The sequence below is a fragment of the Sulfitobacter sp. SH22 genome (genome assembly GCF_965641905.1).
Lineage (GTDB): Bacteria > Pseudomonadota > Alphaproteobacteria > Rhodobacterales > Rhodobacteraceae > Sulfitobacter.
Genome location: NZ_OZ282573.1, coordinates 427,504 through 446,561, shown reverse-complemented (window position 1 = coordinate 446,561; position 19,058 = coordinate 427,504). Strand labels below are relative to the sequence as shown.

The following is a 19,058-nucleotide window of genomic DNA, read 5'->3' as shown; positions in this document are numbered from 1 at the left end:
GATGAGGTATAAAATGCGACACCCGATTATCCTTGGCCTGACTGCATGTTTCCTTGCCACCAGCCTGCATGCCCAATCGACAATTTCCCTAGAGGAATTTGATCTGGGAGAGCCTGCGCCAACGGCTACCGCAGCCCCTAAAGCCAGGTCCGCCAGCTTTGGTGAGTGTTTGCTGGATGCAGCGGGATGCGCGAATTCGGACCTCAAGGCCGGGTCTGATTTTTCACTGGAAGATGTTGTGAACCTCAAGGTTGAAAGCAATGCCGGCACCGCCATTTTGCCCGCAACCACCACATCCCAAAGCGCTGGACCGTTGCCGTCGATCGATATGGAAATTCTGTTCGACTATAATTCCGACGATGTGCGCCCCGATCAGATGACCCGACTGTTTGAATTGGCCGAAGTGCTCAGGGACGAACGCTTTGCGGATTATACGTTCCTCTTTGTCGGCCATAGCGATGCCAAAGGATCGGCCGCTTACAATCAAGAACTGTCGGCACGGCGGGCAAAATCGGTGGCGAATTTAGTTCAAGCCAGCGCCCGCCTGTCCCAAGAGAATTTTGCCGCCTCTGGCATCGGCTTTTCGCGCCTGAAAGACCCGGCAGACCCTTTGGGGCCGCAAAACCGCAGGGTGCAACTGGTTCTTGTCCCCAAATAGCCCCCCCTCTGATCCCCAGCAGGAGCCCGCCATGTCATTTATCAGACGCGCCATTGCCGCCGGTTTTGCGGCCCTTATCGGTCTGCCGGCCGCTACTGCCGCCACAATCGAATTTCGCCCTGAATTGGGTGCCTATCTTGATAGTTTGCAGGAAATTTATCTGCCCTACCCGCCAGCGGACCAGTCAGAAAATGACTTTGATGGCCCCTCGGGAACGCTCAAAAACATCACCGTGTCGGGCGTGATCGAAAAGGGTGACGCAGATAAATTAGAAAGCCTCATGGCCTCCGCAGGTTATCCGGGGGTGCGCATCGTCTTTAACAGTCCGGGGGGTAATTTCCTCGAAGGGATCAAGATGGGCGAGATGCTGCAATATAATTTGTCCTCCCAAGATCCCAGCCTCGCCGGGGTCTATGTACTGAAAGGACAAAGTTGTTTGTCCGCCTGCGCTTTGGCTTTTTCGCTCGCGGCGGCAACGCGGGATGTGGGGGCTTATAACTACGACAGCCGTTTTATCGAAGACGGGGCCGAGCTGGGCTTTCATATGGGGGCCTTGCCCGAGGATCAGGCCGCGCAAACCGCAAATGTCAAAACAATCATGAACCTGACCTATAGCGTCGTGGCGGTCTATACCAAGCTGATCAAGGGCAATATTAACCCGCCCCTGCTGCTTGAAAAAGCGTTGGCACATCGTGAGGCAGACAGTTTCTTTTATCTTCGCGGGGCGCAGCGCAGTCTTAGCATGGGGTTCACCCCGGTATCTCGTTCGATCCTGTCGGCACCGGTTTACAGCTATGCGATGGATATGCGCACAGTAGATGCAGTTTGCCGGACCTTGATCATGTCAACACGGCTGCCAAAAACGCTTGTGACCTATAGCTATCTGTTCATCAACGGCGATGGGCCGACGGGCCGTGAAATCAGCCTTGATGAAATGATAGAATTGCGCGGCTCACGGACGATCGCGGGGTTCATGGCATCGGGGGAAAGCTGCTATGTGGCGCAGCGCCCTGATAAAACCGTTTTGATCAGCGTCGCAGACAGCAGCCAGAAAAGAGATTGCATAGGCACAAAAGCAGATGAGTTCAACAATCAGGCATGGTGCGCTACCGACCGCGAGCCTGCGGGGTTGATCACCATAGGATTGCTGGCAGATAGTTTGATGTGCAATTCCGGCGAATTACAAACCAAGTTTGTAACATGGGAATCAGACTTTAGCACGGGGTATGACGATGATCCGTTTGACGATCTGTCAAACTGGCAGCGTACGATTGTGACGGATGTGAACATGCGGCGCAGCCCCAGCCTCAAGGCAGAGGTGGTTACCGGCCTGCCCGCTGGCGCAGAGGTCAAGGTGGCAGGGTGCCAGTTGGTCGATGACGGTCAGGGCGTGTGGTACCGCATCCGCCACAGCACAGGGTCCGGCTGGATCAGCGCGCGGTTCGCAACTGAATTCAACGCGGAAATGCGCCCCTTTACCGGCCCATAACCCACGCCGCCGGTCATTCGATGATATAGCCACGCGCCTGAAACTGGATGTCGCTGCCCAAGGGGGCGACGATGCCGTCCTCGACCCCGCTTTCGATTTGGGAAATCACAGCGCGCAAGGTTTGCGCGATTTGGTCATTCTCCATCTTTTCTGCGGGTTCGCAGAAATAGCCCAAACGGTTGGTGCCTTTGGTATCTGAAGCCTCGACCGTCAGGCGATTGTCGGCCACGGGTGAAATCTCGAACCGGAACAACCCGTTTTGCATTTCCACCACTTTAAAGAACTGGCGCGGGATCGGGGTCAGTTTGCGGGCAGGCGATAAGTTGAAAAAGAAGGGCACGCAGCTGCGCGGCAGGTCCGCGACAATAGAGACCGATTGATCGACCGTGACCCGGTTTGGATAAACCGTCAGCAAAGATCGCAAATCATCAGTTTCACCTGCGCCGGTATCGCTGCGGGCAAAATAGAATTCCGATTGCATCTGAGACAGCTGTTGCGGGCGTTGTTCGCCGTTGGTGGCCTCCATCACATCGCGTGTGACGCGTTTCATCAAGACCGACACTTCGGTATCGGGCACTTGTATGTGGCGGGCCAAGGCGGTTGCAAACGGCGAATTGCGCCCCGCCCCGTCAGATGCAGTTGTGTTCGGCAAGGTCGCAAAAGTCACCAAAGTATCCCCTAAGGGGCGCACCACGGCCAACCCCCGGCTGATCCCTGCACTGCGCCCCTCGGCGCGCGCTTGGCTTAGAACCTGTTCGGCAAAAGGATTGTTGCGGCATGCATCCAGAAACAGCAACCCGATCGGGACAGTCTCAAGGACCTCAAGAAGCGACGCCAATGAAATCCCCTCGCGGGCAATCGAGGCCTCGGACCGCAGCACGGCATCGGTGGGCATCAAATAGTTTTCGCCATCCTTTTGCAGACCGTGCCCGGCGAAATACACCGCCGCCACATCGGCATATTGCGCCGCCTCGGCAAAGGCGTCAATCGCAGCCCCCATCGCGTCTTCGCCAAGGTCAAGATGCACAGAGACATCAAACCCCATGCGCCCCAGACTGTCGGAGATCAATCTGGCGTCATTGCCCGCATTTTGCAGCCGCCCAATCGTTTGATAGCCTGAATTGCCGATCACCAAAGCGACCCTTTGTTCCGCAAAACAAGCCGAGGCGAACCCGATCAGGGCCAAGGTGGACAGGATCCTTTTTAGGGAGGGAATTAGCTGCATAGTGGATCCTTTATCGGTGAGTGCCCTTAACGCATGAGCTGAAAGCAAAAGATGTTGCCAGAAGACGGGTTCGTCCAGCAGTCGGCCTCAAAGCTTTGGGCGCTGCTGCGGCGCATTTCGCCGATAAAGCTGGCATGAAAAGGATGGGTGGTGTCGTTTGCGGCAACGCGCTTGATCGTGGTTTCGGCCCCGTTAATCTTGTGGATGCCGCGACGCGTGATCGCCTCTGCCACAGTTTTGCTGCCCGAGGGCCAGATGAATGTCGACACAACATGCGACGCATCGCCCTCAAAGGCGGATTTGATCCGCTGGCACGGCTCGCTGTCGATCATGCGCCCGCCCGAGAAAACAACGCATTGCCCGCGGCTGGTATCGTTCACGGCGGCGGCGCGCCGCTGTACGCCGCCTTTTTCCAATGATGCAATCGACGCCTCAGGATCAAGCATGTACCACGCCGGCACGCTTACTCTCAGGCTGTCGGGTCCAAACTCGCGGGCCCAATCTACGTTGGCGTATTCTGCAACATCCTCAACCGATTGCAGGAAACCAAAAGAGACGTTGAATTTATCTTCGGGGAAATCATACGTGCTTCTCATGCCATCGCTGTCGATCTCAACCTTGCAAACCCGCTCGTAAAACTTGGCCTCCGTTTGATAATCCCGCACAACGCCCAGATACCTGTCGCCCTTTCGCTGCAACAGGACGCGGGGTCCGCCGTAATTACCCTCGCGGGTCTTCTGATAATGGGCCTCGATAGACAGATCAGAAACCAGCCCTTCCACGTGATAAAGATAGGCGGAATCGCAAATGTTCCCGATCATCCGCTCGGTCACTTTTGTGGGGTAGCTAATGTTTTGCAAAGGGATGTTCGCCATTACAGCCCGGCCAATTGTATCAATGTAATACATGTCATCCGGCCGTGTGCGCAGGATCTGGTAATAAAGAAAATCCGACATCGGCTCGACGCTATGCAGCTCGGTCGCCTTGATGCGAAACAGACCCTCGGCAGCAGAAAGCGCGATCTCGAAGGCCTTGTTGACCTGCGCACTGTTATAGCTGTTTTGGGTATCGAGCCCTAGCGATGGCGCGTGAAACCCCAGCTGCGCGCCCGGAGAAATCTTGCGGTCCATAAAATGGATCACTGCCGTGCCTTGGGTCAGGCTGCCGCCCAAAAACGCAATCGCGCAGGCTGACAGACATTTCTGCCCCGCCTCTACGCGGGTGACCAGCTGATATTCCCAAATCCGGTCGAAAATCCGCTGACCTTCCAAAAGGCTGCCGCCCTCACTGTCAAAGCAGATTTTTTCCCCGCTATACGTGCGGCCAATGCCTTCGAACTGCGCGGCATCGCCGGTCTCAATCGGGCCGGAAAACAGGTAATCGCAGGCCTGCGATCCGACCTTGGTCAATGTGCCCGCCCGTGCATCATCCACGCCCACGCAAAATGTTGCAACCGCCAAAAGTGAAAGAAATCGATATTTTAGCTCATTTATAAACACGCATAATCCTTCGCTATTTCTGTCTGAATGTTGGATGTTTAAAAATGTGATGCCCCTTAGTACGCCAGTAATCTGGCCATCCGTCAACCATTTGACCCCGATTGATTAACGCGGCCCAAACCCGATCAAGGCCCTTTGGGAGCGGGGGAAAATGAATTCTGCTTGAGATATACTCCCCCTTCGTTATCCTAAGAGAAAGCCGGACATCTATTTTGATGGTTTGAATGCGCTATTTAAAATTCGGAAATGAGGGCGGCTGGTTTTGATTTTTGCAACGATAATTTTTACATTGGCGGTTCTGATCCCGTCCCTTTTGATTGTGCTTGGCGCGGGCAATTCCAACACCCAAAGCGTGATGGCGCTTTGTGCCGGGGCGTCGGCCTTTTCCTTGATGGCGGCCGCACTGTTTTTGGCCACCCGACCAAAATTCGTCGAACGCGCGGTGGGCGGTTTGGACCGACTTTACAAAGCGCATAAATGGATTGGCATCTCGCTGTTGCCGCTGGTGTTGTTTCACAAATTTGTCGGCATGGACCTTGAGGGGCAGATCGTGGCCTCGGGCCTTGCCAAGACGGCCGTCGACATCGCCAAAATAGCGTTCCTTGTGCTGGTACCGCTTTTGCTGCTGAGCTGGATCAAGAAACTGCCCCGCATGCGGCGCGATCTGATCCCCTATCACATCTGGCGCATTGCCCATAGGCTGATGGGGGTGGTATTCATCGCACTCAGCTTGCATCAGCTTTTTGTTGCGGTGCCGTTCAACGCAAATTCAGTCGCGGCCCAATATCTGAATCTGGCTGCGGTGATTGGCATTGGCTCCTTTCTCTATACCCAGTTTTTTGCCCCCTTTCGGCCCCGCAAATTCACCATTTCGCGGGTTGAAAAACATGCCGCGGCCACGATCATTGATGCGACCCCAAAGGGGCGCGGCTTTGCCAAGCTTAGATCAGGCGGCTTTGCGGTGATTTCCTTTGCTAAAAAGGGGTTGCGCGAACCGCACCCCTTTACGATTTCGCGGATCGGCGCGGATGGCAGCCTGCAGTTTTCCATTCGCGCCCTTGGCGATTATACCGCGCACCTGCGTGATGCGGTTGCTGTGGGGGACCGGATGTCGATCGAGGCCGGCTATGGCAATTTTGACTACCAGCGCGGCGAAGAAACACAGCTTTGGCTGGCGGGCGGCATCGGGATCACCCCGTTTCTGGCCTTTGCCGACAGCCTGACGGCGCAAAACACCCGTAACATCACATTGGTCTATTGCGTTGGAAAACCACAAGAAGCTGTCGGTCTTGAGCGTCTGCAAGCCGCCCAATCACGCAGTGACCTGTTCCGGCTGCATCTGCATGTCAGCTCTGAGGACGGGCGCATGGATGCGGCCAAGCTGGTCGAGACAACAAAGCTTGAGATGCCCAAAACCGGCTTTTGGTTTTGCGGCCCCGCGCCAATGCGCCGATCAATTATCCAGGATCTGAAGGCCATAGGCAAAGCGCCCTCTTCGGTCAATTTCGAAGAATTTGAGTTTAGATAGGAGGCCAAGATGCGCCCGAAATCCCTTTTTCTAGCGGCAGTTATGACAAGTGCCCTCGCGCCGTTCCATGCTGCTGCGACCGAAATTTACGATCAAACAGCCTATGCTGATTATCAACCCGATCTGGCAAACGGGGCCGTGATCTTTGCCGCCGGAGGGTGCGCCACCTGCCATGGGGTCGACGGCGACGATACCATTTTGGCCGGAGGTGAGGCCATTCAAACCAAATTCGGGGATCTCTACCCGCCTAATATCACCGCAGACCCAACCCACGGCATCGGTGCGTGGACAAATGCCGATTTCCTGAATGCGGTGACCAAAGGTGTCTCTCCCGAGGGGCGGACCTATTTTGGGGCGGTGTTTCCTTTTGGCTCTTACGCGCGGATGACCCCCGAAGACGTGTTGGATCTGCGGGCGCATTTGGCGACCCTTGCCCCCTCTGATACGCCGTCTAAAGACCATAATATCAGCTATCTTAGCCAGACAATCCTTGATTTCTGGACGAGCGCGCGCGCCGATTTAACCCCGATGAGTGATCCGCAAATGCAGCGCGGGCAATATCTGGTCGAGGCCGTGGGCCATTGCGCCGAATGCCATACGCCGCGCGATACCAGCCTTGGGTTCAAATATGAGATCGACGCCTCGCGCGCCTATCAGGGCGAAGTCGGATTATTGGGGGATTTTGCGCCCGATATCTCGGCCGAGCGGCTGAAGGTTTTCGGGGCCGAAGCCTTTGTCGTTGGTGCCATGACCGAGGCGCGCAAGCTGAACGGAAAACCGATGGCGGCGAAATCCATGCGCCGGATTGCGCGTTTGACCCGCCAGCTGGACGCATCTGATCGTGCCGCGATGTATGCCTATCTCACGGGGGAACCGGTGGATGCGTCGCAATTTGCGCGAACCGCGCCGGTTCAGATCGCACAGGCCGACACGGGGCTTGCCACCGATGCGGTCGCCGGCAGCCAAGAGAGCGACGGGCTGGTTGATCTGACCCAAGCGAAATCGCTTGTCTCGCGCATTGACGCCTATTGCGAGGCGCAATCGCCTACCCCCGTTGCCGCCGTGACCCCGCCCGCGGAATCGCGCCCCAGCGGTGCCAGCCCGGAACTGACCGCACAGGCGGATCAGGTCATCGAAACCTATTGCCGGTCCTGTCACGCACCGGGAAAAACCTATGGCGCGGTCTTTCCCACGGGGGATATCGCGGACATGCCGTTTGACAAACGGATTGTGATCCCCGGCAATGCCGAAGCCTCGCCATTGTACGAATCCATTGCATCGAACCGCATGCCTTTGGGGCAGAAAATGAACGCCCAAGAGGTTGATGTGCTCAAACGCTGGATTGACGGGCTTGGCGCTGCGGCACCTACCCCAATCACCGTGGCAGCCGTGGCCGCCCCTGCAATGAACGCCAATATCGAGATGCCACTGTTTGCGGGGGGCACGCGCAATGAACGCATGCTGGCAATTGTGGCCGATATTTCCGCGATAGACGAACGTGACCGCGCCTTTTATCGCTACTTTAGCTTTGCCAACACGCCGTTGGCCGCCGTTGATTGCGACGTGACCGGTGCCAAGCGTAACCCGGTTTTCTATCTTCATGCGGCATTCAACAAATTCGTCAACTCGGTCTCGACCGGGCCGCGCGTCGTGCCCGTCACCCCGCTGGAGGGAACCGAAGGGACGATTGTGCGCGTCGACATGCGCGACTATGGCTGGACCCCAGAAATCTGGAACGCAATCTCGACCGGGGTTTATACCGATACGGCGCGCCGCTCTGATTTCACGCAAGCCGCGTGGGACGATCTGGCCGTTACCTACCCTTATGGCATTGATCCGCGCACCGATCCCTTGCTGGGAATTGTCGCGCAGGCCACCGCTGCCTCCGTGCCGATCATGCGGGCGGATTGGTTTACCCATTTCGGATCAGAGGCCCCTTATTACGACATGTTCTTGGGGCTGACATCCCAGATTAAGGATCTGGAAACGCGCATCGGCCTTGACGTCGACCGCGAAATCCAAGCACGCCGCGTTATCCGTGCCGCCATGCTGCCCGGTGCATCGGGCGTGTCGGATCACAACCGGATGCTGGAACGGTTCGATCTGCCGCGAGGCAGGTATTACTGGAAATCCTATGACTTTGCCGGGGATGGCGGGCGCCAATCCTTGACGCTACACCCGGACGGGCCAGAGGGCATGTCGCGCACCGCATCGGGCACCGAAGCCTTTGAACATGATGGCGGCGAGATGATCTTTTCTTTGGCCAATGGGCTGCAGGGCTATTACTTGTCTACCAACAAGGGGGACCGTTTGTTGGTGGGGCCTGCCTCTATTGTGTCGTTCCGCACCAAACCCATCGGCAAAGGCGTCGAGATCGAAAATGCCCGGTCCTGTTTTGACTGCCATGCCAATGGCATGATCGCCAAACAAGACCAGCTGCGGGATGTTTTGATGTCATCGCAGCGCTATGGCCGCGATGAAATGAATGTCTTGCTGGACATGTATGTCGAGAATGGGAAACTCAGCGAAATCTACAAAACCGACAGTCAGACGTTTCTCAGGGCTTTGTCCCAGCTTAACGCGACCGAAAAATCCCCAACAGGGCGTCTGACCAGCCTTGCTGCGCCTGCAAGTGTGGGTGGTGGGGAAATCTTTACCTATCTGGCGGATCAGCATTTTAACGCAATTGACCTGAACGGGCTTGCCCGCGAATTCCATCTGGATGTGCAAACCCTGCGCGCCCGTGCGGGCCGTTTGGGTGACCCGCGCTTGACCGTTGTGCTGGCCGATTGGTTGGGGCGCTTGGACGGCGGGGCCAAAATACACCGCTCTGAGATCGAAACCTACTACGCCGAAATCTTGCCCCGCCTGACCGACCTGCGCCCCTATCGCTATGACGGCGGCGCAGTCGCAGCAGCGCAACCCGAGCAAAGCTTTGCCGCCAGTCTGGAACAGGCCGTGGGCCAAGCGGTGGCCAAATCGCAAAACCCCTATAGTGCGGCAGAAACAGCACCTCTGACCTATGACCCGACCCCCAGCCGCCCCCAAGACCCTCTGACCCTTGCGCTATCGGTTCCGGCGACCACGGTTTATGTCAACGATCTTCTGGAATTCGATGTGCGGGCAAACAAGCGCTGCGAATTGCAGATCTTTTATGTTGAAGAGGCTAAAAACATCGAAGAGCTACCCCAGGCGATACTCGGGCCGCAGTTTCTTGAGGCCGGAGAGCAACGCCGCATCCCCTACCAGCAGTCAGGCCTGCAAATCCGCTTTGACAGCCCCGGCACGGGCGAGACAATGCTGGCCTTTTGCCGCGAAGGCGGGCTGGCAGGACAACGCATGGATCAGGCACAAGTGCTGCGATTTTCTCAAGAGCGTTCGCTGCCCCTGACACGCGGCATTTCGATCGAGGCCGCCGCACAGGTTGCCCAAGACAATGGCGCAAGTGCAACCAATCACGTTACCTTTAACGTCTTGAAATAGGGGCAGAAAAATGAACCGGACCCCAACCTCGATCATCGCCCTTGCCTTGGTGCTTTGGCCCGGAGGTGGCTTTGCCGCCACCTGCCAAGACGCCTTGGTACAGTTGAAAAACCAGATCGGTATGGGCACCCTGCCCGCCCTCGTGGATGCCGTGAGCCAGATAAAAGCCGCTGGATGTAATCGCCCCACCGAAAGCGCTGCATTAGCCCAAGCATCCGCAGCCATGGCCGGGATTGCCCAACGGCAGATGGGCGCAGGAGATCTGCCTCAAGCCGAGCAGACATTGGCCCAAGCTCCTACACTGCATTGGGCCATTCAGGCCGTGCGTGGCGATCTGGCCGCCAAACGTGGAGACCGCGCACAAGCCGCACAGATGTACGGCACCGCACTCGACACGATCACCGATCCGACGCTCACCCCCCCTGATGGGCGGCTGGTCCCTGTGGCCAAGCGGATTTCCCAATTGGCCCAAGAGAACATGATGCTTTCGGGCAGTATGTCATCCAGTGTCACCCGCGGCGGGCAGGCATCGGGTGTGTTGAAATCTGCTATGCGCGGCATTCAGATCGAAAAGGCCGGCACCGCCCCCAAAGCCGATCCAGCCGTGGCCCCCAAGGCGGATATTTACGCCAATGCACCGAAAGAAACCTATGCGGTCGCGGATGCCGTCGCGGGGTCGGTCGAGACAGTATATCTGCCGATCCGTTTCGCATTCGGCTCTGACCAGATCGACGGGGATGGACGGCGCGAGGCCGAAACCCTTGCCAGTTTTCTGCGCTCAAACAACGTCTACCGTCTGACGGTTGTGGGCCACACTGATGAAATCGGATCCGAGGCGTCAAATCTGGATCTGTCGCTGCGCCGCGCGCAAACGGTCAAACGGTTCTTAGAGCAAAAAGGCGTTCAGGCCTATATCGCCGTCGCGGGAAAGGGCGAAAGCGAGCCGCCGGTTTTGGTTGATTACACGATCTATTCCGACGAAGAACGGCGCAAGATCGCACGCCGGGTCGAGCTGGTTTTGCATGAATAACCTGTTGGTTCCCAGTTGCTTGGCCGCCGTGGTCAGCTGTCTTTGCGCCCTGCCCGTTGCTGCGGCGCAATTTGGGATGGTGGTGGGGGTTGATGACTATTTGCATTTCCAGCCCTTTCCGCCGCCCCCCGGCGAATTGTCTGACCTCGAAGGCGCGGTAAATGACGCACAATTGATCGCAAAATCCATGCGCAGTGCGGGCATTGACCTGCCTGACAGGCGCGTGTTGATCGACGATCAGGCGACAGTCTCCAACTTTTTGGCCAGATGGGAGGAAATGACTGCCCAAGCCACCGCCGGTGATACGATTATCGTCAGCTTTTCCGGCCATGGCGGGCAAGAAAAAGAAGTCTCCGAACCGTTCGACGAAACCTCGGACGGGCTGGACGAGACGATCATGTTTCACGAATTTGATCCCCAAAACAGCCGGATTGGTCGGTTATCCGATGACCAGTTGCACGCGCTGCTATCCCAATCGCCTGCGTTTAATATCATCTGGGTCATGGACAGCTGTCATTCCGCTGGCCTCACGCGGAACGTGAAAACATCGCATATGGGTCTGACCAGAAGCGGCGGTGTGTGGGACATCCCAGTTGATCCCATTGAGACCGAAATCCAGCCTTTGGTCGATGGTGGCGACACCGATGAATTGCCAAATGTGACCCAAATTCTGGCCACCGCGTCCGAAGACCGTTTGGTGACGGAAACACGTTTTGACGGTAAAGCACATGGCGCGCTGTCGTGGTTTTTTGCCCAAGCCTTGGACGGCGCGGCAGATATTAACCAAGATGGGATCGTTACCCGGAGCGAGCTGTCCGGTTTCTTGCAAGACCGTGTGTTTGACCACATGAACCAAACCCAGCAACCCCGCATCCTGCCCCGTGGCGACAGCACGCAAGCCTTTTCGATCGGCGCAATCGCACCACCCCCTGCGCCCCAAGACCTAAGTCGCAAATTGCCCATTCGCATTATCGGGTCGGTGCCGCCCGGTTTGGTCGACAACAGCTTTGTCGCGGTGCAAAGCAATGCGGTGTTAACCTTTGAGCAACATGCCTTTGGCTGGGATGTGTTGAACCACACCGGCGACCGGATCACGACGATCCAAGGCGATGCCGACCGCATGATCGCCCGTGCCCGCGCCTTGCAAAGCATCCGCGCCTCCAAGCGCCCCGCTGTGGCAAATGTTAATATTCAAACCGCTCAAAGCAGTACCGCCCACCGAGTGGGCGAAATCGTCGGCTTTACCTTTGCCCCGCCCCGGCCCGACATGGGGTTTTTAACCTTGTTCAACATCGCCTCGGATGGGGCCGTGCAATATTTGCATCCCTTGCGCGACAGTCAGAACGTCGATGTGGGCGCGCAGGGGTTTCCCGTCAGGTTTCGGGTGGCACCACCTGTGGGTGCAGATCAGCTGGTGGCGGTTTTTTGCACCCGCCCGCCACTTGACCTGCAAGCCCTGCTGCGAGAGTTGAACAGTAAAACAGCCCCCCAAGACACCCGTTTGTCTTTGGCCCTTAGCCAAGGTGAATGCCAGACCGGTCTGACCGGCCTGTTCACCCGAGAGGATTAAATATGCTGCGTATCGCCCTGATTATTATTATTTTTATAGGCGCAAATCCGGCCTTGGCAGAACGCAGAGTGGCCATGGTGATCGGCAATTCCGACTATCAGCACGCCACCCGCCTGCCCAATCCGCAAAACGACGCCAAAGCGATCAGCGCCAAATTAACCACGCTTGGCTTTGACGTGTTCCTGCATGAAAACCTAGGCGGGCAGGATTTCCGGGTCGCACTGGGCGCTTTTGCCGAAGAAGCCCTGCGCGCCGATCTGGCGGTGGTGTTTTATGCGGGCCATGGCATCGAAATGGGCGGGCGCAACTATCTTATTCCCATTGATGCCAAAATGACGAGCGAGGCCACCGCCCAGTTCGAGGCCCTGTCGCTGGACAGTGTGCTGACGACCGTGCGCAATGCAGGCAAGCTGGGTTTGATCATGCTGGATGCCTGCCGCGACAATCCCTTTGCCAACACGATGACCCGCAAAAACGGCACCCGCGCGGTTTCACGCGGGCTGGCCCCTGTGTCTTTGGACGGCGAAGCAGGCACATTGGTCAGCTTTGCAGCACAGGCTGGCGATACCGCAGATGACGGCACCGGCATGCACAGCCCCTATACCGAAGCACTGCTTGAGCTGCTTGATCAACCCGGTCTTGAGGTCGGCGCGTTATTCCAACGGGTGACCAAAGTTGTCAAAGACAAGACAGGCGGGCGTCAAAAGCCGATGTACCGCATCCAACCCCCAGAGGATCTGGTGTATCTTGTCCCGCAGGATGCCGCCTATGTGCCCCCGCCCACCATTCTAGCACCCGAAGCACCGCAACCCCGCCAAGAAGACCCCTTGATCGTCTATCTGGCCGCCGTTCAAAGCCAGACCCGCAGCGCGTTAGAAGACTTTATCGCGCGCTATCCAAACCACGCGAAAACCGCCGATGCGAAAAAATTGCTGTTTGATATTGCGGACCGCGAATTCTGGGAAGTGACAAAGCAGCAAGACACGATCAGCGCCTATAACACCTATATCCTTGCCTTTTCCAATGGCCAGTTCGCGGCCCGCGCCAAGGCGCGCAAACAGGTGCTTGAACTTGCCGCAGCGCCGAAACCAACCCCTAAACCGGCCCCACCCGCGCCGCAACCCAACCCGCAAATGAGCGGCATTCGGACGTCCTGCCCTGCGTTAAACGCAGGCGCATCCGTCCAAAGTATCCGCACCAATGACACGCTTTTTGTGCGTGCCGAGGGGGGCAAAAATTTCCCCGTGGTCGGAGAGCTGCCCTATAATGCAAACGGGGTGAACCTTGGGTCGTGCTCTTCTTCTGGATGGTGTGCGGTGACCTATGGCTGCATCAGCGGCTATTCATTCGAGAAATATCTGCGCCGTGGTACCGGCGGGCATAGCCAATCCAGATATGCTGGGCAGTATCATGTCGTGAACCACCCGCTTGATCAAAAGCTGAACGTCAGATCAGGCCCCAGCACAAAATACGCCGTTATCGCAGAGCTGCCCCCGACGGCCGTGGGCGTCACCGTCGCGGATTGCCAAATGCAAAGAGGGTTTTCCAAACCTTGGTGCGCGCTGCAATGGCAGGGCATTTCCGGTTGGGCCTATGGAAAATATCTGGCCGATACGTCAGGGCGCAACCCACAGCCCTGACCCAACGGTGCCATAGACCGGTACTGTCAGACAAATGCGAACCGGTCTCTGTTCTTCAGCAACCTCAATCTATCAGGCTGCGCAGAGACCGCGCCACTCGGCCAGAGCGGCGGCGCGGTTCAGCTTGAAATTTGATCGGCTGTAAAGGTGGCGCTCCGCGTTGAAATGATTGTGGACTGAGGCGTGGGCGGCGACAAATTTTTGCAAGGTTCGCATCCGTCTAAAGCGAAGCATGGCCCGTTCTCGCCTTCAAAATGACTGGTGCGAATTCTCGGCTCGATTGTTGAGCCAGCGGCCGGTTTCTTGCCGTTCAGCGTTGCCGATCTCCTTAATCGCCGCGCCGTAGGAACGTAACTTGTCGGTGACGAAGATATGTGGGCGACCATGGCGTTTCATCGTTTTTCTAAGGAATTTCAATGCGGCTCTGCGATTTCGGCGCTTTGTGACAAAGCTTTCCAGGACTTCCCCTTGACCATTTGACCTGTGCCCCAAGTTCCCTCCAGCTTTGCGCGGAGTCCTTGGGGCTAAATCTGTGACCTTAGGCGGCCATTTTGTCCATCGTCTTTCGCTGCAAGAATTCCATTGGCGTCAGGTTGCCTAATGCTGAATGTGGCCTGCGCCAATTGTAATCCTCCTGCCAGTCTTCGAGCGTTTCGCGTGCGTCACCTAATGTGCCAAAAAGCGTTTCATTGAGGCATTCGTCCCGTAATTTGCCGTTGAAGCTTTCGATGAAGCCGTTCTGCTGAGGCTTTCCTGGCGCGATATAGTGCCAGTCGATGCCTGTCTCCTGAACCCATTTGAGGATTGTCATGCTGGTGAACTCAGTGCCGTAACACCTTCGGAATAACGCTGATTGAGAGGCTATGACCGCCTGCGCAGCCTTCAAATAGCGCAGCAGGTGGTCATAGCCGGGTCTCGGGTCCCTACAGTGGTTTTGCACAAACCACACCGTAAAGGAGACCGACTATGACCAAGATGATTGTTGCACAAGATGCCCCTGTTTTGGTGGCCATCGACATCGCCAAGGCCCGGCATGAAGTTTTGATTGCTATTCCAGATAAGAAACGGCGACGTCGCTCAACTGTTTTGAACGAACTCGCCGACTTCAACCGCCTCGTCACCGCACTTAAGGAATACGGACGCCCAGTTCGTGTAGCCTTTGAGGCGACCGGCAACTATCACCGTGCCTTGGCGTACCATCTGGCAACCGCAGGCTTTGAGGTGAAGCTGGTGTCCTCAGTGGCTTTGGCGCGTACGCGCGAAGCCCTCAATAACAGCTGGGATAAGAATGACCCAAAGGACGCGCAAGTGATCCTGCACATGATGGAGATCGGGAACGAGCAATATTACCACGACCCTCTGGTGTGCGGCACAAACGACATCCAAGAGCTGTCCAAAACCCACGATATCGGTCCAAAGGAGACATGTAATCACAACAGACTATGCTGCGGTACGGTCCGTCAAACCGGACATTCACTTAAGCAAAATATAAGGGCCGTAAGTCAACCCATCGAAGAGGCAAACGGTTGTCGCTACTATTCGGATGGTGCGAACTGGATTCTCTGATCAGGGAATGCGTCACGAAGGTTTTTCATTGCCTGAAGCCAATTTGATCCGCCCCACTGATTAATAAAAGCGTAAGTGCAATTCTCGAAGTGGAGGAGTTCCTCATCGCCACAGAAAAACCGGGTGCGATCAAAACTACGTCCCATCTTTTGCCGCTTTTCTTGTGCAAGGAGATAGAATTCGTTCGCACTCACTTTGCCATTGACTGAAACGAGAGCACGATCAATAGACCGCCCAAGGTGTTCTGCAACCTTCTTCGGGGCGACGCCTTGCTCGACGAGGTAGCGGAACGTTTGATAGATGGCATGCCGCTTGCGCAACCCAGATATCTTACGTTCACCGAGAATTATATCGTAGCTGGTCCAGTCTCGGGTGTCCGAGCGCGCCTCTCGCTCCTTACGCTTCTTCTCGGTTACTCGGACCTGGTATTCCGCCATCTCCGGGAGCGGGATGATCTGCTGGACATCCACGAAAACTCGACTGTCGTATTTGTAAGGCTGGAGCCGCACTGGTCTTGTCACGGTTACGTTCCGGTCTCTCAACTCATTTATGCGGCCTTTCGTTCGAATGCCAAGGGGCTTTTCCCGCCGAGCGATGAGTGACGTCGGCGTGGATTATAGAAGCCATTGATATACTGGAATATCGCGCCTTCTGCCTGGCGGCGTGTGTCCCAACGATTGCGCCAGATCAGCTCTGCCTTGATGGATTTGAAGAATGTCTCAACCATCGCATTGTCGTAACAATTGCCCTTGCCGCTCATCGAGACCTTGAAGCCGTGCTTTGACAGGCGGCGCTGATACTCGTTGGAACAGTATTGCGACCCGCGATCCGTATGGTGAATGCAGCCTTCGGGCGGTTGCCGTAGCGCCACAGCCATGTCCAACGCCCGGATCGCCAAATCCCGTTTCATGCGGTTGCTGACAGCCCAGCCGATGACGCGGCGAGAGTAGAGGTCGAGGATGACAGCCAGATATAGCCAGCCTTCGCTGGTCCAGATGTAACTTATATCACCGGCCCATTTCTGGTTCGGGCCATCCGCAGTGAAGTCCTGATCCAGCAGGTTGGGCGCGATGTTGAACGTGTGATCGCTATCTGTTGTGACCTTATATTTTTGGGTCCTGACGACCTTGATGCCGTTCTCGCGCATCAAACGGCCCACACGCCCGTGGCCGACGCTCAGCCCCAGTTCTTGCAGTTCTTCAGTCATCCGTGGGCGTCCGTAGCTTTGCAGGCTAAGCCGATGCTGCTCACGGATGTGGGCGAGAAGTACCATATCATCTCGCTGCCGTTGGCTCATTGGGCGTATCCGCCACGCACGAAACCCACGAGACGTGACCTGCATGATACGGCAGAGAAATTCTACGGGCCAAGCTTCCTTCCAGGCGTCGATGAAGGCGAACCTCACCGGCTTTCGCCTGCAAAGAAGATTGCCGCCTTTTTTAGCACTTCCCTCTCCTCGCGCAGTAGCCGGACTTCTTTGCGAAGGCGGATGTTTTCCTTCTCAACATCCTCATGCGGCCCAGACATCAGATCGTCGTGCTGATGTTGCTGAACCCACTTGTTCAGCGTGGAGACGCCAACCCCTAAATCCGATGAAAGCTGCGGGCGCGTTAAGCCGCTGGTCGTCGCCATTCGCACAGCATCACGCCGAAACTCGTCTGTGTATCGCTTTGCCATTCCTTATCTCCTTCATAGCAAACATTGCTCGAAAGAGACCGGAACTAAAACGGGGCAAGACCATTGCCGACCTTGCGCCGGAGGTCCGGAAGCGGCTGACCTGCGGGCGTGAGCCTTCGTCGGGCAGCCTCTACGATCTGTGCCTTCTGGCGGGGAAGGCTTGGAGGGAGCAGATGGGAAAAGTTTTTGAAACCTAGCGGGCTGATAGCTTGTATTTTTGAACATGTGCGCCCAAACATTGAGTGATAGGTGCTTTTGAAGTCAGCAAAGCAGGTATCAATCACCACTGAGTTCGCACGGCTCCCGCGAAATCGTTTGCACCGAGAAGACCACATTAATAAATTGAACACATGATGACAAAAGACTTTCTTGCCCCGCTTCAACAACGACGTGTGCGTTTGTCCAAATTAGCCGATCAAGTCGAGGCTCTTCGGAAGAACCAGCGCGAGCTCCGACGCGCCGTGGATAATCATAAATCCTTCGTACCTGAACTTGAGAAGGAAAAAATCCGCAATCTTGATGATGCAGCCTCGAACCTATCCCAAGAGATTTCAGAAGCTCAGGAACGGAAATCCAAGCTGGCACACGACCTCCACGAGGTTAGCTCAGAAAAAAGCAATCCACTCATTTTTTGGAAGTTATTTACCGCCGAGCAAAGGCAAGTTCGAAAAGAAGCGAACCGCCTTTTCCGAAACATATCCTTGATCGAAAAGCGCCTCAATGAGGATCAAGAAGCGCAGTCCAAGGCACGCTCGGACGCAAGTGTCGCTAGGAAGCGGCTTGCAGAAAATGAGAACTTCAATATTGAAAGCTCAGAAAAGAAAATTTCAGCACTCGGGCCAGAAATTGAACGGGCCCAGTCCGAGCATTCTGCCGCCAGTGAAAATCTAAAGCTAATCGAAGATAGTATTCGTCCTCACATTGAGGAATATGAACGTTTACAGTCTGCACTCTCCAAATTGAACGATGAGATAGACGCTGCAAATCGCTTTGACAAAAAACTCAGTGCGGCATCTGACAAGAGAGGGCGTGCGATAATTCATGCAGAATGCGAAGCCAAATTTGGCTTAGGAAGTCCTGGAAAGGTGATTTACGACAGACGAAGTAAGATCAGCAGCCTTGAGAGGAACTTGCCAAAGCTGGAGCGCCGAATTCATGACGAACTTCGAAAATCCGACAGACAGATTGGCCACCTTCTCATCGACGGCAACAACGCATGTTATGAGGGCCAATCGTTTATAGGCCTCAGGGGAATTTCTGCTTTACTGGCGGCGCTAGGTGACCGTTACAAGACCACTGTGGTGTTCGATGCATCCATTCGTTCCTTGTTGAAAACCGACAATCAAGGGGTCGAGCAGGGTTTGGGGAATTTGGTAAAAACCCACGTCGCGCCGACCAAGACAGGTGCCGATGAATACCTGCTAAAATTAGCAGAGAACGGCAAGAATACATACATTCTGAGTAACGATCGTTTTGCTGAATACCATGACTTCGACGTTGTTAAGTCAAATAGGCTGATCCGCTTTTTAATCGCAGATGGGCAGATTATGTCAAACGACCTAGATGTCTCCGTGAAGATTTAATTACTGAGCCTTGCTTGTTGCTCGGTGGAACCATTCAGGATGCAGTCGAACCGTCACGCGCACTTTGCAATCTGCAACACTCTGATTTGCCTGGCTTCCATTGAAGCCGT

12 protein-coding genes and 3 pseudogenes are annotated in these 19,058 nt (G+C 55.8%); 9 read left to right on the top strand and 6 right to left on the bottom strand.

Annotation, left to right across the window (positions count from 1 at the left end):
- The first annotated feature begins 13 nt into the window (after positions 1 to 13).
- Entirely contained in the window at positions 14 to 658 is a 645-nt protein-coding gene (locus ACSQ13_RS04290) for an OmpA family protein (protein ID WP_295512771.1), read from the top strand.
- 31 nt (positions 659 to 689) lie between these two features.
- Positions 690 to 2,147 (top strand): SH3 domain-containing protein, encoded by a 1,458-nt coding sequence (locus ACSQ13_RS04285; protein WP_295512773.1) that lies wholly within the window; start codon positions 690 to 692, stop codon positions 2,145 to 2,147.
- Positions 2,148 to 2,160: 13 nt separating this feature from the next.
- Here the strand turns inward: ACSQ13_RS04285 and ACSQ13_RS04280 are convergent, their stop codons facing one another.
- Both ACSQ13_RS04280 and ACSQ13_RS04275 read right to left on the bottom strand, forming a co-directional pair.
- A complete protein-coding gene (locus tag ACSQ13_RS04280; RefSeq protein WP_295512775.1) occupies positions 2,161 to 3,372 on the bottom strand; it encodes a caspase family protein in 1,212 nt (403 codons plus the stop codon).
- Positions 3,373 to 3,398: 26 nt separating this feature from the next.
- Positions 3,399 to 4,811: a hypothetical protein gene (locus ACSQ13_RS04275; protein ID WP_435988224.1), complete on the bottom strand. Its 1,413-nt coding sequence runs from the start codon at positions 4,809 to 4,811 to the stop codon at positions 3,399 to 3,401.
- Between the two features lie 349 nt (positions 4,812 to 5,160).
- Here ACSQ13_RS04275 and ACSQ13_RS04270 point away from each other — a divergent pair, with 349 nt between their 5' ends.
- Genes ACSQ13_RS04270 through ACSQ13_RS04250 form a run of 5 tightly spaced genes read left to right on the top strand, consistent with a single transcriptional unit; the run spans position 5,161 to position 14,122 of the window.
- The gene (locus ACSQ13_RS04270) at positions 5,161 to 6,399 is read left to right on the top strand and encodes a ferredoxin reductase family protein (protein WP_295512777.1); all 1,239 of its coding nucleotides are present in this window, start codon (positions 5,161 to 5,163) and stop codon (positions 6,397 to 6,399) included.
- Positions 6,400 to 6,441: 42 nt separating this feature from the next.
- Positions 6,442 to 9,882 (top strand): c-type cytochrome, encoded by a 3,441-nt coding sequence (locus ACSQ13_RS04265; RefSeq protein WP_435988223.1) that lies wholly within the window; start codon positions 6,442 to 6,444, stop codon positions 9,880 to 9,882.
- Positions 9,883 to 9,892: 10 nt separating this feature from the next.
- Positions 9,893 to 10,912 (top strand): OmpA family protein, encoded by a 1,020-nt coding sequence (locus ACSQ13_RS04260; protein ID WP_295512780.1) that lies wholly within the window; start codon positions 9,893 to 9,895, stop codon positions 10,910 to 10,912.
- Positions 10,905 to 12,482, top strand: a complete 1,578-nt coding sequence (locus ACSQ13_RS04255; protein WP_295512781.1) for a caspase family protein — start codon at positions 10,905 to 10,907, stop codon at positions 12,480 to 12,482. Before ACSQ13_RS04260 ends, ACSQ13_RS04255 begins: the two co-directional genes overlap by 8 nt.
- A 2-nt stretch (positions 12,483 to 12,484) precedes the next feature.
- Positions 12,485 to 14,122, top strand: coding sequence for a caspase family protein (locus ACSQ13_RS04250; protein WP_295512783.1), 1,638 nt, complete (start codon positions 12,485 to 12,487; stop codon positions 14,120 to 14,122).
- 72 nt (positions 14,123 to 14,194) lie between these two features.
- Here ACSQ13_RS04250 and ACSQ13_RS04245 read toward each other — a convergent pair.
- Together ACSQ13_RS04245 and ACSQ13_RS04240 are read right to left on the bottom strand one after the other, a co-directional pair.
- A pseudogene (locus ACSQ13_RS04245) lies at positions 14,195 to 14,593 on the bottom strand (DDE-type integrase/transposase/recombinase); the annotation flags it as partial.
- A 67-nt stretch (positions 14,594 to 14,660) separates the two neighbouring features.
- Positions 14,661 to 14,951 (bottom strand): annotated as a pseudogene (locus tag ACSQ13_RS04240) (integrase core domain-containing protein); the annotation flags it as partial.
- A gap of 137 nt (positions 14,952 to 15,088) precedes the next feature.
- Between ACSQ13_RS04240 and ACSQ13_RS04235 the strand changes: the two are divergent.
- Positions 15,089 to 15,532, top strand: a pseudogene (locus tag ACSQ13_RS04235) (IS110 family transposase); the annotation flags it as partial.
- A 125-nt stretch (positions 15,533 to 15,657) separates the two neighbouring features.
- Here ACSQ13_RS04235 and ACSQ13_RS04230 read toward each other — a convergent pair.
- Both ACSQ13_RS04230 and ACSQ13_RS04225 read right to left on the bottom strand, forming a co-directional pair.
- On the bottom strand, positions 15,658 to 16,209 hold the full coding sequence (locus tag ACSQ13_RS04230; RefSeq protein ID WP_435988222.1) for a hypothetical protein: 552 nt from the start codon (positions 16,207 to 16,209) through the stop codon (positions 15,658 to 15,660).
- Positions 16,210 to 16,235: 26 nt separating this feature from the next.
- Positions 16,236 to 17,365 (bottom strand): IS3 family transposase gene (locus ACSQ13_RS04225; protein ID WP_295513100.1). Its coding sequence is split into 2 segments (ribosomal slippage): positions 16,236 to 17,119 and positions 17,119 to 17,365, totalling 1,131 coding nucleotides; the frame shifts between segments, so codons are not numbered across the junction.
- 350 nt (positions 17,366 to 17,715) lie between these two features.
- On the opposite strand from ACSQ13_RS04225, the gene ACSQ13_RS04220 reads away from it, so the two are divergent.
- Positions 17,716 to 18,948, top strand: coding sequence for a hypothetical protein (locus ACSQ13_RS04220; RefSeq protein WP_295512759.1), 1,233 nt, complete (start codon positions 17,716 to 17,718; stop codon positions 18,946 to 18,948).
- Positions 18,949 to 19,058: the final 110 nt, after the last annotated feature.

Excerpts from the sequence above, each read along its gene's own strand:
- ACSQ13_RS04290 (WP_295512771.1), top strand. The coding sequence starts at position 14 with ATGCGACACCCGATTATCCTTGGCCTGACTGCATGTTTCCTTGCCACC.
- ACSQ13_RS04285 (WP_295512773.1), top strand. The coding sequence starts at position 690 with ATGTCATTTATCAGACGCGCCATTGCCGCCGGTTTTGCGGCCCTTATC.
- ACSQ13_RS04280 (WP_295512775.1), bottom strand. The coding sequence starts at position 3,372 with ATGCAGCTAATTCCCTCCCTAAAAAGGATCCTGTCCACCTTGGCCCTG.
- ACSQ13_RS04265 (WP_435988223.1), top strand. The coding sequence starts at position 6,442 with ATGACAAGTGCCCTCGCGCCGTTCCATGCTGCTGCGACCGAAATTTAC.
- ACSQ13_RS04260 (WP_295512780.1), top strand. The coding sequence starts at position 9,893 with ATGAACCGGACCCCAACCTCGATCATCGCCCTTGCCTTGGTGCTTTGG.
- ACSQ13_RS04255 (WP_295512781.1), top strand. The coding sequence starts at position 10,905 with ATGAATAACCTGTTGGTTCCCAGTTGCTTGGCCGCCGTGGTCAGCTGT.
- ACSQ13_RS04250 (WP_295512783.1), top strand. The coding sequence starts at position 12,485 with ATGCTGCGTATCGCCCTGATTATTATTATTTTTATAGGCGCAAATCCG.
- ACSQ13_RS04220 (WP_295512759.1), top strand. The coding sequence starts at position 17,716 with ATGATGACAAAAGACTTTCTTGCCCCGCTTCAACAACGACGTGTGCGT.